This window comes from Actinomadura sp. NPDC047616 (genome assembly GCF_040642915.1).
GTDB lineage: Bacteria > Actinomycetota > Actinomycetes > Streptosporangiales > Streptosporangiaceae > Spirillospora > Spirillospora miaoliensis.
Genome location: NZ_JBEYTB010000001.1, coordinates 552,123 through 566,069 on the forward strand (window position 1 = coordinate 552,123; position 13,947 = coordinate 566,069).

Consider the following 13,947-nt stretch of genomic DNA (forward strand, 5'->3'; position numbering starts at 1 on the left):
CCGCCCCGGCGAGCACACCGGGTTCGGGTGACGCGCCCGACGGCCCGGCGGCGAACGCGGCGGCGACGTCCGGCCGGCCCGGTGCGGCCGACAGCGCCGCAGCGGACACGGCCGACGCCGATGGTCAAGTGACAGGTGGTCGAACCGCACCCGGCCGGGACGATGCCGCCGGGGCCCCCACGGCCGAGGACGGCGCGGGCGAGGGCGGCCGGGCGTGATCGAGGTCAGGTTGGGGCGGATGAGCCCCGCGGAGATCGAGCGGCTGCAGGCCTTCGACCGCGACCACATCTGGCATCCGTACGCGCCGATGCCCGCCGCGGTGCCGCCCGAGCTCGTGGTGTCCGCGTCCGGGGTGCGGCTCACCCTCGCCGACGGCACCGAGCTGATCGACGGGATGTCGTCGTGGTGGGCGGCCATCCACGGCTACAACCACCCCGAGCTCAACGCCGCCGTCACCGGGCAGCTGGGCCGGATGGCGCACGTGATGTTCGGCGGGCTGACCCATCCCGGGGCGGTGCGGCTGGCCGAACGGCTCGTCGAGCTGACGCCCGAGCCGCTGACCAAGGTGTTCTTCGCCGACTCCGGTTCGGTGGCCGTCGAGGTCGCCATCAAGATGGCGCTGCAGTACTGGCGGTCGCGGGGGCGTCCCGAACGGCACCGGCTGCTGACCGTCCGCGGCGGCTACCACGGCGACACCTTCGGCGACATGGCCGTGTGCGACCCGGTCAACGGCATGCACCAGCTGTTCACCGACGTGCTGGCGCGGCACGTGTTCGCGCCGCCGCCCCCGCTCGGCTACCTCGCCGAGCCCGACCAGGCGTACCTGGACGAGCTGGCCGCGCTGGCCGCCGCGCACGCCGGCGAGCTGGCCGGGATCATCGTCGAGCCGGTCGTGCAGGGCGCGGGCGGCATGCGCTTCTACGCCCCCGAGTACCTGCGGGCGCTGCGCGAGCTGGCCGACGAGCACGACCTGCTGCTGGTCCTGGACGAGATCGCCACCGGGTTCGGCCGCACCGGCGAGATGTGGGGCTGCGACCACGCCGAGATCGCCCCGGACATCATGTGCGTCGGCAAGGCCCTCACCGGCGGGTACATGACGATGGCCGCGACGCTGTGCAGCGACCGGGTGGCGCACGGCATCACCACGGGCGAGGCGGGCGTCCTCATGCACGGCCCCACCTACATGGCCAACCCGCTGGCGGCGGCGGTGGCGTCGGCGTCCATCGACCTGCTGCTGTCGCGCGACTGGCGGGACGAGGTCGACACCATCGAGGCCGTGCTGACCGCGGGCCTGGACGGCGCCGAGGAACTGCCCGGGGTGCGGGACGTGCGGGTGCTCGGCGCGATCGGCGTCATCGAGGCGCGCGAACAGGTGGACGTCCCCGCCGTCCAGAAGATCGCCATGGACCACGGGGTGTGGCTGCGTCCGTTCGGCCGCCTCGTCTACACCATGCCGCCGTACGTGTGCACGGTCGAGGAGACCGAGCGCATCGCGGACGCCATGTACGCCATCGCCGAATCGCTCTGACGCCGAACCGTCCCGGCGACGTCGGACGACGTCAGGCGGTGGCGGAGACGCGGGACAGGCGCGTCGCGCAGGCCCGGAAGGCGACCGCGGCCAGCACGTAGGCGACCACCACGGCGACGAGCGTCGCGTAGGACACGCCGTCCGGGGGAAGCCAGGTGGCGGCGATGGCCGCCGCCGCGGCGAACGTGGCGTTGAACAGCATGTCGTAGACGGCGAACACCCGGCCGCGGTAGGCGTCCTCGATCGACTCCTGCAGGGTCGTGTCGACGCACAGTTTCACGCCCTGCGACACCACCCCCAGCACGAACGCGCCCACCACCCACGGCCCCCGGGCGAACGGCAGGCCGAGGACCAGCAGCGCCACGCCGCCCCCCGCCAGCAGCCAGGTGATCCACGCGGCCTTGCTGACGCGCCGCACCACCGGCGGCGTGACCAGCGCGGCGGCGAAGTACCCGGCGCCCGACACGCCCAGCATGACCGCGAACGCGGCCATGCCCGCGTCCGGGTCGGTGGTGAAGTGGTTGCGGCACAGCAGCAACGTCATGATCAGGACGATCCCGTACAGGAAGCGGTGCACGGAGATCGCCGCCAGCGACAGCGCCGCCGGGCCGTGGCCGATCATGTGCCGCGCCCCGTCGGCGAGCCCGTGCAGCACGTTGCCGAGGGCCTTGCGGGTGTGCGGGGCGGCCCGGTCCAGGTGCGGGCCGAGCAGCCGCCGCGGCAGCGTCGTGGCGACCAGCGCCGCCGCCACCCACAGCGCCGCCGCGCCCAGCAGGATCAGCGCCGTCCCGTCGTCGTGCGGGCCGAACACGCGCCGCATCAGGTAGCCCAGGCCCGCGCCGACGAACGCGATCACGGTGCCGGACGTCACGGCGAACGCGTTGGCCGTCACCAGGTGCTCGCGCCGTACGACGTGCGGCAGCGCGGCCGACAGCGCCGCCAGGAAGAACCGGTTGACGCCCAGCACGACCAGCACCGTCACGAAGAACACCGCGCCGTCCTGCCCGGCCGCCACCAGCGCCGCGACGAGCACCGTGAGCAAGGCCCGGACGACCGGCGTCCACATCAGGATGCGCCGCCGCTGCCACCGGTCGATGAACACCCCGGCGAACGGCCCGAGCGCCGAGTACGGCAGCAGCGTCACCGCGAACGCGGCCGCCGCCTTGCCCGCCGACGTCTGCCGCTCGGGCGAGAAGAAGACGTACCCGGCGAGCGCGACCTGGAAGACGCCGTCGGTGAGCTGCGACGTGAGCCGGGTGCCGTACAGGCGGCGGAAGTCCCGTCCGCGCAGGATCGCCCGCAGCGCGCTAGCCCTCACCCGATCACCCTATGCGCTAGATCGCCCGCATCCTGCCAACCCGTCCCGTTGTGCTCATACGTCCCCGTCCGTGAGGGTGCGGGTCAGTCGGCCAGCCAGAGGCGGGTGTAGTCGTAACCCGCCGCCGTCGGCAGGAAGACCGCGCCGCGGACGCGGGCGGAGCGGTAGATGGTGTGGGCGCGGTTCAGCAGCGGGACGATCGCCGCGTCCTGCATGATCAGGTCGTCGGCGCGCTGCCAGAACCCGGCGGCGCGGGCGGCGTCGGGGGCGGTCAGCGCGGCGTCGATCAGGGCGTCGACCTCCGGGTTGCGGTAGCCGCCGTAGTTGCTGGAGTTCGGGCCGTAGCCGCGGCCGTCGAACAGGGGCTGCACGACGGTGCGGCCGTTGTTGCCGTACCAGTCGGGCGTCCAGCCTGGGGCGGCGATGTCCCACTGGCCCGCCTCCGTCCGCTCCGGCGTGGAGAGCGTCTTGCCGTAGAAGTCGCCGCCGGTGTCGGGGATCAGCTCGGCCCGCACGCCGCACGCCGCCAGGTTCTGCCGGATCGACTCGGCGATCAGCTTGTGCACGCTGTTGGTGCGGTACGGGAACTTCAGCGCCAGGCCGTCCGGATGCCCCGCCTCCGTCAGCAGCCGGCGGCAGCGTGCCGGGTCGCCCGCCTCGCCCGGCGTCGGATACCGGTCGGCGGGCGCGTACCCGGAGGAGCCCGGCGGGATCACCGTGTGCAGCGGCTCGGCCACCTCCGGCCCGCCCACGATCTTGATGAGCGCGGTGCGGTCGACGGCGTACTGCAGGGCCTGCCGCACCTCGCGGCGGCCGAGCGCGCCGTCGTTGTTCGGGCTGCGGGTGTTGAACACCAGGTACGGGCTGCTGCTGGGAGTGCGGTGGACGGCGAACCGCTCGTCCCGCCGCGCGCGCAGCCGGGGGATCGCGGCGGTGGGGACCGGCTGGTCCCAGGCCAGGTCGGCGGTGCCCTGCTCCAGCTGCTGCTGGACGGTGGCGGGGGAGTCCTGCCCCAGCGTGATCTGGATCTTCTCGACGTGGCGTTCGCGCAGCGGATCGGTCTCGCGCCGCCACACCGGGTTGTGGGTCAGCACGTACGACATCCCTGGCCGGTAGGAGGTGATCTGGTACGGGCCGTCGGAGATGGTGTGCTGCCGGAACTCGGGTCCGTCGGGGACGTACGCGTCGTACTCCCTGGGGGCCGCGGCGGTGTACGGCAGCGTCAGCAGGTTGAGGAAGTCGCTGGCGGGCTCGCGCAGCGTGAACACCAGCGTGTGCGGGTCCTTGGCCTGGATGCCGTCGATGTCGTGGGAGTTCTGGTACGCGGCGATGGCCTTGGCGTCGTCGGCCCTGACGTGGCCGAAGCCGCGGCAGAACTCCTCCATGCCGCGGATGGTGGACGTGTAGTAGCCCCGCCCCGGCGCCGGGGCCGCGGGGTTGCAGAGCCGTTTGAAGCCCCGGACGAAGTCCTCGGCGGTGACGGGGCGCGGCGGGCGGGTGTTCCACAGCACGCCCTCGCGCAGCCTGAGCGTGTAGGTGCGGCCGTCGTCGCTGATGCCGCCGTTCTCACGGCTGGGCACCTGCGTCGCCATGTCCGCCTGGACGGGCAGGGTCTCGTTGAAGTCGTTGGACGCCTTGATGCCGAGCAGCGTCCGCGCGTAGGTGCGGTTCAGCCCGTACGCGCCGACGCTGTTGGCGCCGGCGGTGTCGAGGTGCGGCACGTCGGACGAGCCGACGACGCGCAGCGTGCCGCCGTCGCGCGGCGGTCCGTCCGTGGCGCGGCCGGACCCGCCCCCGCCGCACGCCGTCAGGCCCATGGCCAGCCCGGCCAGTCCCGCTGTCACTTTTCCCAGGTCGCGTGCCATCCAAGTCCTCCAGTCGGCCACTGGAACGGTACGCACATTCACTGACGGTGCAACAGTAGGACCAGAGCGTGACAACGTCCGCTACATCAGCATTTTCGTCATGAAGGACATGCCCGGTGACGACGGTGGATCGCCGTCCGGAGCCCTGATCGCCCGCCGGTTGACCATCTTTCCCGACCGCGGCCGGAACATCGGTCCGGCACACGCCGAACGGGCGTGTCATGGGCCGCGGCCCGGCGAGCCGCGCCGATGACCGGCCCGGGAGACGTCGATCACACGCGCTTGTACTCAACCCGGGTTGAGTTAGGAGGGTTGCGTTCCGCCCGGCCGCCACGGAGGCGCGGCGGCGTACGGGCGCGACGGAGGTGGAAAGTGATCCCATCGTGGACTCTGACCGAGGCCGCGGCGGCGTTGCGGGCTGCCGCTGTCAATGCAGATCGCGGGCCCGGTGTTCGGCGAGGCGGCGATCGTGCGCGGCGCCGAGCCGCCGTCCTGTGCTGCCTGGTCGGCGCCGCCCGGCCCGCCGGCGCGGCGCCAGCAGCCCGCGGCGCTCCCAGTAGTGCAGCGTCGAGATGGGCAGCGCGAACCGGTCGGCGACGTCCCGGATCGGGATGAGGTCGTCCATCCGGCCATTGTCCTTTCCCGGCCGGCCTGCGGAACGCCGAACGGCCGCCCGGATGTCCGGGCGGCCGTTTCAGCTTTTCGGTGTTTCAGCGAGCAGAGGTCAGCGCTCGACCTCGCCGCGGATGAACTCCTCCACGGCCTCGCGCGCCCGGTTGTCGTCGTACTGGACGGGCGGGGACTTCATGAAGTAGGAGCTGGCCGACAGGATCGGGCCGCCGATGCCGCGGTCCTTGGCGATCTTGGCGGCGCGGATCGCGTCGATGATGACGCCGGCGGAGTTGGGGGAGTCCCAGACCTCCAGCTTGTACTCCAGGTTCAGCGGGACGTCGCCGAACGCCTTGCCCTCCAGGCGCACGTACGCCCACTTGCGGTCGTCCAGCCACGGCACGTGGTCGGACGGGCCGATGTGCACGTCGCTCTTGGCCATCTCGCGCGGCACCTGGGAGGTCACCGACTGCGTCTTGGAGATCTTCTTGGACTGGAGCCGGCTGCGCTCCAGCATGTTCATGAAGTCCATGTTGCCGCCGAAGTTGAGCTGGTAGGTGCGCTGCAGCTCGACCCCGCGGTCCTCGAACAGCTTGGCCATCACGCGGTGGGTGATGGTCGCGCCGATCTGCGACTTGATGTCGTCGCCGACGATCGGGACGCCCGCCTTGGTGAACTTCTCCGCCCACTCGGGGTCGGAGGCGATGAACACCGGCAGGGCGTTGACGAACGCCACGCCCGCGTCCAGGGCGCACTGGGCGTAGAAGCGGTCGGCCTCCTCCGAGCCGACCGGCAGGTAGGACACCAGCACGTCGGCCTGGGTGTCCTTGAGCACCTTGACGACGTCCACCGGCTCGCGGCTGGACTCCTCGATCATGTCGCGGTAGAACTCGCCGAGCCCGTCGTAGGTGTGGCCGCGCTGCACCACGACGCCGGTCGGCGGCACGTCGCAGATCTTGATGGTGTTGTTCTCGCTGGCGTTGATGGCCTCGGACAGGTCCATGCCGACCTTCTTGGCGTCCACGTCGAAGGCGGCGACGAACTCCACGTCGCGGACGTGGTAGTCGCCGAACCGGACGTGCATGAGACCCGGCACCTTCGTCGCGGGGTCCGCGTCCTTGTAGTACTCGACGCCCTGGACGAGCGAAGCGGCGCAGTTGCCCACTCCGACGATGGCCACGCGCACCGAACCCATCCGGTTGCTCCTTCTCTGTTACGGGACACGGGTGCGTTCCACCCCTCCCCGGTCATGCGGCCGCGGCGTTCAGCGGCCGTCGCCCCGGGGCGTGTCCTGGTTCTTGTCCGAAGTTTTCGCGTTCTCCTGTGCCGCCCGCTCGCGCCCGATGAGCTCGTTGAGCCACCGGACCTCGCGTTCGACCGACTCGAGCCCGTGGTTGTGCAGCTCGAGCGTGTAGTGGTCGACCCGTTCCCGGGTCCGCGCCAGCGCGGCGCGCAGTCTCTCCAGCCGCTCCTCCAGCCGGCTGCGCCGGCCTTCGAGGATCCGCAGCCGCACGTCGGCGCGGGTGTGGGAGAAGAAGGCGAAGCGCACGCCGAAGCCCTCGTCCTCCCACGCCGCCGGTCCGGCCTCGGTGAGCAGGTGCTGCAGCCGCTCCTTGCCCTCGGCGGTGAGCCTGTAGACGATCTTCGACCGGCGGCTCTGCAGGGCGATCGCCACGTTCGGCTCCTCCGGCCGGTCCTCGACGATCAGGCCGCTGGCCAGCAGCTGCTTGAGGCACGGGTAGAGCGAGCCGTAGGAGAACGCCCGGAACATGCCGAGCAGGGCGTTGAGCCGCTTGCGCAGCTCGTAGCCGTGCATGGGGGACTCGTTGAGCAGGCCGAGCACGGCGAGCTCCAGCACGCCGGTGCCCCTCTTGCCTGCCATCGCGTCCCCCTCGGGTCGCCGGTCGATGTTCCCGCCCCGGATCGGGGGCCGTCCCCCGAGAGGCGCCGCGGGCCCCGGTCGAACCGACCGCTGGTCGGCGCCGCCCGGGCCACGCGATGTATCGAGTCAATGTATCGCTTCGATACATCGCAAAGATACGTAGCTCCCGCGCTTCCTGGCAAGTGGCCCAACCCCGGAAATCCGTACCGTCTACCGCCTGGTCGGGGGGTAATTCGTCACCTTCCGTACTGGTTTGCGATCTTCCATGGCGCGCGGGCGCGACGTACGCTGCTGGCATGTCGGGGCGGAGGGACCGCCGATGAGGCCGCGCCTGGTCGTCGACTACGGGCTGGCCAAGCGGGCGGCGCTGGCCGAACTGCGGTCCGGCCAGCTGACCCGGGACGACGCCTGCGACGCGCACCCCTACCTGCTGCGCGCGGCCAAGTACCACGGCGAGCCCACCGACAAGCGCTGCCCGGTCTGCCGGCGCGAGCGCCTCACCCATGTCACCTATGTGTACGGGGACGAACTCGGACGGTACGCGGGCCGTGTCAAGGCGACGTCCGAACTGGCCGAGATGGCCCAGGAATATGGCGAATTCCGCGTGTTTGTTGTCGAGGTATGCCAGGGTTGCGCCTGGAACCATCTAACGGTGTCATACGTCCTCGGGCACGGAGACGAGCCCCGCGGCCAGCGGGGATAGCTCCGGGTCACGCGTTCCGCCCGGCGCGTCAGCGCGGGGCCGGACGAGCGGATCGTGCACAGCCGTCTCCCGCTCATCAGCGTGCACAGTAATCTTCGGACGACGCACCATCCGTACCCCCCGTTGATGAGGTCGCGTGAGTATTCCAAGCCAGCCCCGACCAGGACCCGGGTCGCAGTGGCCGGGCGGGCAGAACGGTCCCCGCTCCGGCCGGTCCGGGACGCCCAGCAGGCAGGGCATGCCGAACGGCGGCGCAGCCGCCTCGGGCATGCCCGGCCGCCCGCCGCAGCCGGGTCGCGGTCCCGGCGGGCGAGGCGCACCAGGCGGACCGGGCGGACCAGGCGGGCCGGGCGGCGGCATGGGCAGGTCGCAGGGCGGGCCGGGACGTCACAGCGCGGGCCGGGCGCCCCAGGGGCCCGGTGGCGGCGGACCGCGCCGCGCCGCCAGCGGCATGCCCGGGGTGCCCGGCGCGCCCGGTGGCCCCGGCCGTCCCGGAGGTCCCGGGGGCCCGGGTGGGCGCGGCCCCGGCGGCCCCGGCGGCCCAGGGGGACGAGGTCCGGGAGGGCCGGGGAGGCACGGCGGTGGTCCGGGCGGTCCCGGCGGACGCGGGCGTGGCCCCCGCGAACCGGAGGAGCACGAACGCAGGTGGTACGACCATCTGCGCTCCCGTCCCACCGGCTGGCGCCGGTTCCTGCCCTCGTGGAAGCTGGTGACGGGCGGCGGCCTGCTGGGTCTCCTCGGCCTCACCGCGTTGATCGGCGTCGCGTACGCGCAGACGCCGGTGCCCAAGCAGGGCAACGAGGAGGCCACCAAGACCGCGGCGATCTTCTACTACCGGGACGGCAAGACCGAGATCGGCCGGATCGGTACGAACCGCGAGCTGGTCACCTACGACAAGGTTCCGGAGCACGTCCGCTACGCGGTGATCGCGGCGGAGAACCGCACCTTCTACACCGACAGCGGATTCTCGGTGAAGGGCATCAGCCGGGCGGTGTGGAACAACCTCACCGGCGGTCAGACCCAGGGCGGTTCGACCATCACCCAGCAGCTCGCCAAGAACTACTACCTCACCCCCGAGCAGACGGTGAGCCGCAAGTTCAAGGAGATGTTCATCTCCTTGAAGCTCGAGGACGAGCTGGGCAGCAAGAACAAGATCCTTGAGCTGTACCTGAACACGATCTACTTCGGCCGCAACTCCTACGGCATCCAGGCGGCGTCCAAGAGCTTCTTCGGCAAGGACGTCAGCAAGCTGAGCCCGGACGAGGGCGCGCTGCTGGGCGCCATCATCCAGCAGCCGGGCCGGTTCGACCCGCTCAGCGACGACCCGGAGGCCGTCAAGCAGACCCAGGCGCGCTACCTGTACGTGCTGGACGGCATGCGCAAGATGGGCAAGCTGAGCGAGGCGGACTACGCCAAGTACAGCCAGCGGATGCCGAAGACCAAGGAGATCGGCGGTGACGCCACCTTCGGCGGTCAGAACGGCTACATGATCAAGCGGGCGCTGCGGGAACTGCAGCGCGACCAGGGCATCACCGAGAACGAGGTCATCCGCAACGGCCTGCGCGTCACCACCACCTTCGACCGCAAGAAGATGATCGCGGCCAAGCAGGCCATGGAGCGGTCGGTCCCGGGCGTCGACCCCAGGAAGCTGCTCAAGCAGCACGTGCGGCTGGGCCTGACGTCGGTCAACACCACCAACGGTGAGGTCGAGGCCATCTACGGCGGGCCGGACTACCTCAAGCAGTCGTTCGACAACGTGTGGGCGGGCTCGGCGCAGGCGGGCTCGGCGATGAAGCCGTACGTGCTGGCCACCGCGCTGAAGAACGGCTGGAGCCTGAGGACCACGGTGGAGAACCGCTCCGGCGTGTCCTTCAACGGCAGCGGCCAGGTCGTGCCCACCGGCACGCCCGGCGCGCTCGCTCCCATCCGCAACAGCCACTCCGGTCCGGCGGCGATCGACCTGATGAAGGCCACCCAGGAGTCGAGCAACACCGGGTACGTGCAACTGGCGCTGAAGGTCGGCGTCCCGAACGTGGCGAAGACCGCCGAGGACGTGGGCGTCGCGTCCGACCTGGTCGAGCCGTACAAGAGCCAGGCCGGTCTGGCGCTGGGCATCAACGACATCCGGCCCATCGAGCAGGCGGCCGGGTACGCGGTGTTCGCCAACGGCGGCACGTACTACCAGCCGCACGTCGTCCGGCAGGTCCGCACCAAGGACGACTCGGGCGAGTACAAGAAGCTCACCTGGAAGAAGCGCGAGGACGTCTTCACCGAGGCCGTCACCCGCGACGTCACCTACGCGATGCAGCAGGTCGTCAAGCCGGGCGGTACCGCGACGGCCGCGGCGCTGGCCGACCGTCCGGTGGCCGGCAAGACCGGTACCACGGAGAAGAACGTGGCGACCTGGTTCGTCGGCTACACCGCGAACCCGAAGCTGTCCACGGCCGTGACGATGTTCAACGACAAGAAGAAGACGCTGTACATCCCGGGCCTGGGCGAGATCTCCGGTGGTGTCGTCCCCGCACGGATCTGGCACGCCTACACCGCGGCGGTCGCGCAGGGCACCACGCCCGAGCAGTTCCAGCCGCCGGCGTTCGGCGGCAACCAGCAGGCGTTCGCGAAGGTGCCCAAGCCGAAGCAGACCGAGGAGCCCGAGCAGCGCGAGGAGGAGCAGCCCGACTGCGAGGACCCGCGGAACCGGCGCAACCCCCGTTGCGCCGAGGAGACGCCGTCGAGCCCGCCGCCGTGCCCGCCGGGTCACGGCAACGGCAACGGCGACAACTGCACCCCCACGTCGTCGCCGCCGCCGGACAAGGACCAGATCTGCCGGTACTTCCCCAACCGTCCGGAGTGCAAGGACACCGATGAGCCGGAGCAGCCGGGCGATCCGGGTGGTCCGGACCCGCAGCAGCAGTCGCAGCCGCTGACGTATTCGAGGTCGAGGCCATAGCGCCATGACCCACCACGAACGGCCCCGCCCCGGGCGACCCCCGGGCCGGGGCCGTTCGTCTTGCCGGGGCTACGATCCGCTCGTCCGCGTCGTCCTCCGGCCGCCGCCCCGGCATGGGGCCACGCGCGTGTCGACGTGCGCAGTACCCTCGGACGACGCAGAGCCGTGCCGTCTTTCGACACCGAGCAGGAGTGAATCGCGCACAATGGCAGCCCCGAACGGCCTTGGGCGCACTGGTCCTCCCACGTGCGACCGCGAGCGGCGACGCGCGTCTTGCGTGCGGGGGCGTGTTCCAGCGCGGCGGGTGCCCTTGCGTCCTGCCATCTGGGCTCAGCCAGAGGCGGCGTGGAAGCCCAGGGCCATCTCTCTGGTGGAACGGGCCGGCCCGTCGGCGCAGGCCCCTGCATCCCAGGCCGACACCGTATGTACATTCGCGGTAACGGAAGCGTCAAAGTAACTACCTGATGAGGTCTCGTGAGCTACCGAAGCCAGTACGGACCTGAATACGGAGAGGGCCCGGCGCGGCGGTCGGGCTCGTACCCGCCCGGCGGGGCGGAGGCGTCGGGCGGCGGTGCGCCCGACCTGGGTTCCGCCTCAGGGGCGGGGGGCAGACCGGGCGGAAGGGTCTCGGCGCGTGGAGCACCGGGGCGAAGACGACGCGGCGCCCCGCACTCCGGGCGCGGGGCCGCCGCCGGCCCGATGCCCGGCGGGGGGCCACCGTGGGGGCCCGGCGACCCGGGCGGACCGGGCGGTCCCGGAGGGCCGGGCGGTCCGGGATCCGGTAGCAGCGGCAAGGGACGTAGACGCGCCCGCTCCGGCAAGCCCGCCAAAACCGGATGGCGGCGTTACGTACCGTCCTGGAAGATCCTCGCAGGGCTGACGGCGCTCGTCCTCCTCGCCGGGGTGACGCTGTTCGTGGTCGGCTTCACGATGACGCCGACGCCCACCAAGCCGCAGGACGGCGTGACCGACGAGGGCTCGGCCATCCTCTACGCCGACGGCAAGACCCCGATCGTCCGGCTCGGCGCGCACCGCGAGTCGGTCCCGCTGGACAAGGTGCCCCCGCACGTGCGCAACGCCGTGCTGGCCGCCGAGGACCGCGGCTTCTACGAGGAGAGCCTCGGCGTGTCCCCGAGGGGCCTGGCCCGCGCCGTGTTCAAGACCGCGATCGGCGGCGACACGCAGGGCGGTTCCACGATCACCCAGCAGCTGGCCCGCAACTATTACAAGGGTCTCAGCCAGGACCGCACCATGAGCCGCAAGATCAAGGAGATCTTCGTCTCACTCAAGATCGGTGAGAAGCTCTCCAAGGACAAGATCCTGGAGATGTACCTCAACACGGTCTACTTCGGCCGTCAGGCCAACGGCATCCAGGCCGCGTCCCGGGCCTACTTCCACAAGGACGTCGGCAAGCTGACCGTCGCCGAGGGCGCCCTGCTGGCCGCGATGATCCAGCGGCCCACCTACTTCAAGACCCGGGGCCACGACGAGGCCAACCGGGCGCTGCGGTCCCGCTGGAACTACGTCCTGGACGGCATGGTCGAGATGGGCAAGCTGACGGAGGCCGACCGGCAGCGGCTGAAGTTCCCGGTCACCGAACGCGAGTGGACCGACACCAAGCAGACCAACCAGACCGGGTTCATCAAGGAACGCGTGATGGACGAGCTCCGGCAGATCAAGGGCCTGCCGGACGACGTGGAGAACGCCGGGCTGCGCATCACCACCAGCCTCGACCCCCGCTGGATGTCCTACGCCCGGCAGGCGATGTCCGAGGCCGGGGTGAAGAACTGGCCGAAGAACATCGGCACCGGGCTGATCGCCGTCGACCCGGAGAACGGCGAGATCAAGGCGTTCTACGGCGGCGATCCCAAGCGCAGCCAGGTCGACACCGTCTTCACCCCGAGCGCCCAGGTCGGCTCGTCGTTCAAGCCGTACGTGCTGGCCACCGCGCTCAAGAGCGGGCAGAGCATCAAGTCGACCATCGACGGCCACTCGCCGCAGTGCTTCGACGGCAGCGGCGAGAGCCACCCCGTCTCGTCGAGCTGCTACACCGTCAACAACGACGAGGGCGACCCGCCGATGGGCGTGATCGACCTGGTCACCGCCACCGAGAAGTCGGTCAACACCGCCTACGTCAAGCTCGGCCTCAAGCTCGGCCTCGACCAGGTGGCCGAGACCGCCGAGGAGTTCGGCGTCCCCAAGCGCTACCTCGACCCGCACCGCGGCGCCGGTGGTCTGTCGCTGGGCATCGCCAACATCCCGGCGGTGTACCAGGCGGCGGGGTACGCGGCGTTCGCCAACGGCGGCACCTCCGTCACCCCCCACCTGATCAGCAAGGTGCAGGTGAAGACCGAGAACGGCACGTACCGGTCGATCCCGCTGCCGTGGGGCAAGGACAAGGGCGACCGGGTGCTCACCCAGGACCAGGCCGCCCAGGCCACCTTCGCGATGCGCAAGGTCGTCACCAGCGGTACCGCCACCAGCGCACAGCTCAGCGACGGGCGTCAGGTCGCCGGCAAGACCGGTACCACCGACAAGAACGCGGCGGCGTGGTTCGTGGGGTACATCCCGCAGCTGTCCACGGCCGTGACGATGTTCAACAAGAACGGCCAGAAGTCGATCACCGGCATCCCCGGGTTCCAGGGCAACAGCATCTACGGCGGCACCGTCCCGGCGAAGATCTGGAAGAGCTTCATGGAGAAGGTCATCGCCGGTGAGCACCTGCAGCCGGAGACCTTCCCGCTGCCCACCTACAGCGACACCTCCGCCAAGGCGTGGGACACGCCGCCCCCGCCGAGCCCCAGCCCGACGCCGACCCCCTCGCCGTCGCAGACCTGCCCGCCCGGGCAGGAGGAAGGCCCCGACGGAGACTGCAGGCCGGCGTCGCCGTCCCCCTCGCCGAGCGACACGGCCACGCCGCCGAACGGGCAGGTCCCCTGCGACCAGTTCGGCATGCCGATCGGCTGCAACCCGAACGTCCCCCCGTCCGACCCGCCGCCACCATGGTGGTGCAACTCGCACCAGAACCACCCGAAGTGCGAGTCGACCGAACCGGACCCCGGGACGAACGAGTGACGGCCACGCGGGCCCGG

General features: G+C 71.1%; 9 protein-coding genes. 4 read left to right on the forward strand and 5 right to left on the reverse strand.

The genetic code is table 11. The annotated features are described in order from the left end of the window. Positions 1-238 precede the first annotated feature (238 nt). Positions 239-1,528, forward strand: a complete 1,290-nt coding sequence (locus ABZ801_RS02660) for an adenosylmethionine--8-amino-7-oxononanoate transaminase (RefSeq protein ID WP_360691828.1) — start codon at positions 239-241, stop codon at positions 1,526-1,528. Positions 1,529-1,559: 31 nt separating this feature from the next. Here the strand turns inward: ABZ801_RS02660 and ABZ801_RS02665 are convergent, their stop codons facing one another. The 5 genes from ABZ801_RS02665 to ABZ801_RS02685 all read right to left on the reverse strand — a co-directional run bounded on the left by ABZ801_RS02665 (position 1,560) and on the right by ABZ801_RS02685 (position 7,202). Further along, positions 1,560-2,846 (reverse strand): MFS transporter, encoded by a 1,287-nt coding sequence (locus ABZ801_RS02665; protein WP_360691831.1) that lies wholly within the window; start codon positions 2,844-2,846, stop codon positions 1,560-1,562. A gap of 83 nt (positions 2,847-2,929) precedes the next feature. Next, positions 2,930-4,711 (reverse strand): ABC transporter substrate-binding protein, encoded by a 1,782-nt coding sequence (locus ABZ801_RS02670; protein ID WP_360691834.1) that lies wholly within the window; start codon positions 4,709-4,711, stop codon positions 2,930-2,932. A 427-nt stretch (positions 4,712-5,138) separates the two neighbouring features. Beyond that, entirely contained in the window at positions 5,139-5,336 is a 198-nt protein-coding gene (locus ABZ801_RS02675) for a MerR family DNA-binding transcriptional regulator (RefSeq protein ID WP_360691837.1), read from the reverse strand. A gap of 99 nt (positions 5,337-5,435) precedes the next feature. Next, a complete protein-coding gene (locus ABZ801_RS02680; protein ID WP_344942340.1) occupies positions 5,436-6,515 on the reverse strand; it encodes an inositol-3-phosphate synthase in 1,080 nt (359 codons plus the stop codon). Positions 6,516-6,584: 69 nt separating this feature from the next. Then, positions 6,585-7,202, reverse strand: coding sequence for a PadR family transcriptional regulator (locus ABZ801_RS02685; RefSeq protein ID WP_360691840.1), 618 nt, complete (start codon positions 7,200-7,202; stop codon positions 6,585-6,587). Between the two features lie 319 nt (positions 7,203-7,521). Between ABZ801_RS02685 and ABZ801_RS02690 the strand changes: the two genes are divergently transcribed. From ABZ801_RS02690 to ABZ801_RS02700, 3 genes are all read left to right on the forward strand, one after another. Next, on the forward strand, positions 7,522-7,905 hold the full coding sequence (locus ABZ801_RS02690; RefSeq protein ID WP_344942346.1) for a DUF5318 family protein: 384 nt from the start codon (positions 7,522-7,524) through the stop codon (positions 7,903-7,905). 709 nt (positions 7,906-8,614) lie between these two features. Beyond that, on the forward strand, positions 8,615-10,855 hold the full coding sequence (locus ABZ801_RS02695) for a transglycosylase domain-containing protein (RefSeq protein ID WP_360691844.1): 2,241 nt from the start codon (positions 8,615-8,617) through the stop codon (positions 10,853-10,855). A gap of 903 nt (positions 10,856-11,758) precedes the next feature. Then, a complete protein-coding gene (locus ABZ801_RS02700; protein WP_360691847.1) occupies positions 11,759-13,930 on the forward strand; it encodes a transglycosylase domain-containing protein in 2,172 nt (723 codons plus the stop codon). Positions 13,931-13,947: the final 17 nt, after the last annotated feature.

Bases quoted from the DNA above. Each gene is read 5' to 3' on its own strand.
- ABZ801_RS02675 (WP_360691837.1), bottom strand. From the start codon at position 5,336: ATGGACGACCTCATCCCGATCCGGGACGTCGCCGACCGGTTCGCGCTG.
- ABZ801_RS02670 (WP_360691834.1), bottom strand. From the start codon at position 4,711: ATGGCACGCGACCTGGGAAAAGTGACAGCGGGACTGGCCGGGCTGGCC.
- ABZ801_RS02680 (WP_344942340.1), bottom strand. From the start codon at position 6,515: ATGGGTTCGGTGCGCGTGGCCATCGTCGGAGTGGGCAACTGCGCCGCT.
- ABZ801_RS02690 (WP_344942346.1), top strand. From the start codon at position 7,522: ATGAGGCCGCGCCTGGTCGTCGACTACGGGCTGGCCAAGCGGGCGGCG.
- ABZ801_RS02660 (WP_360691828.1), top strand. From the start codon at position 239: ATGAGCCCCGCGGAGATCGAGCGGCTGCAGGCCTTCGACCGCGACCAC.
- ABZ801_RS02685 (WP_360691840.1), bottom strand. From the start codon at position 7,202: ATGGCAGGCAAGAGGGGCACCGGCGTGCTGGAGCTCGCCGTGCTCGGC.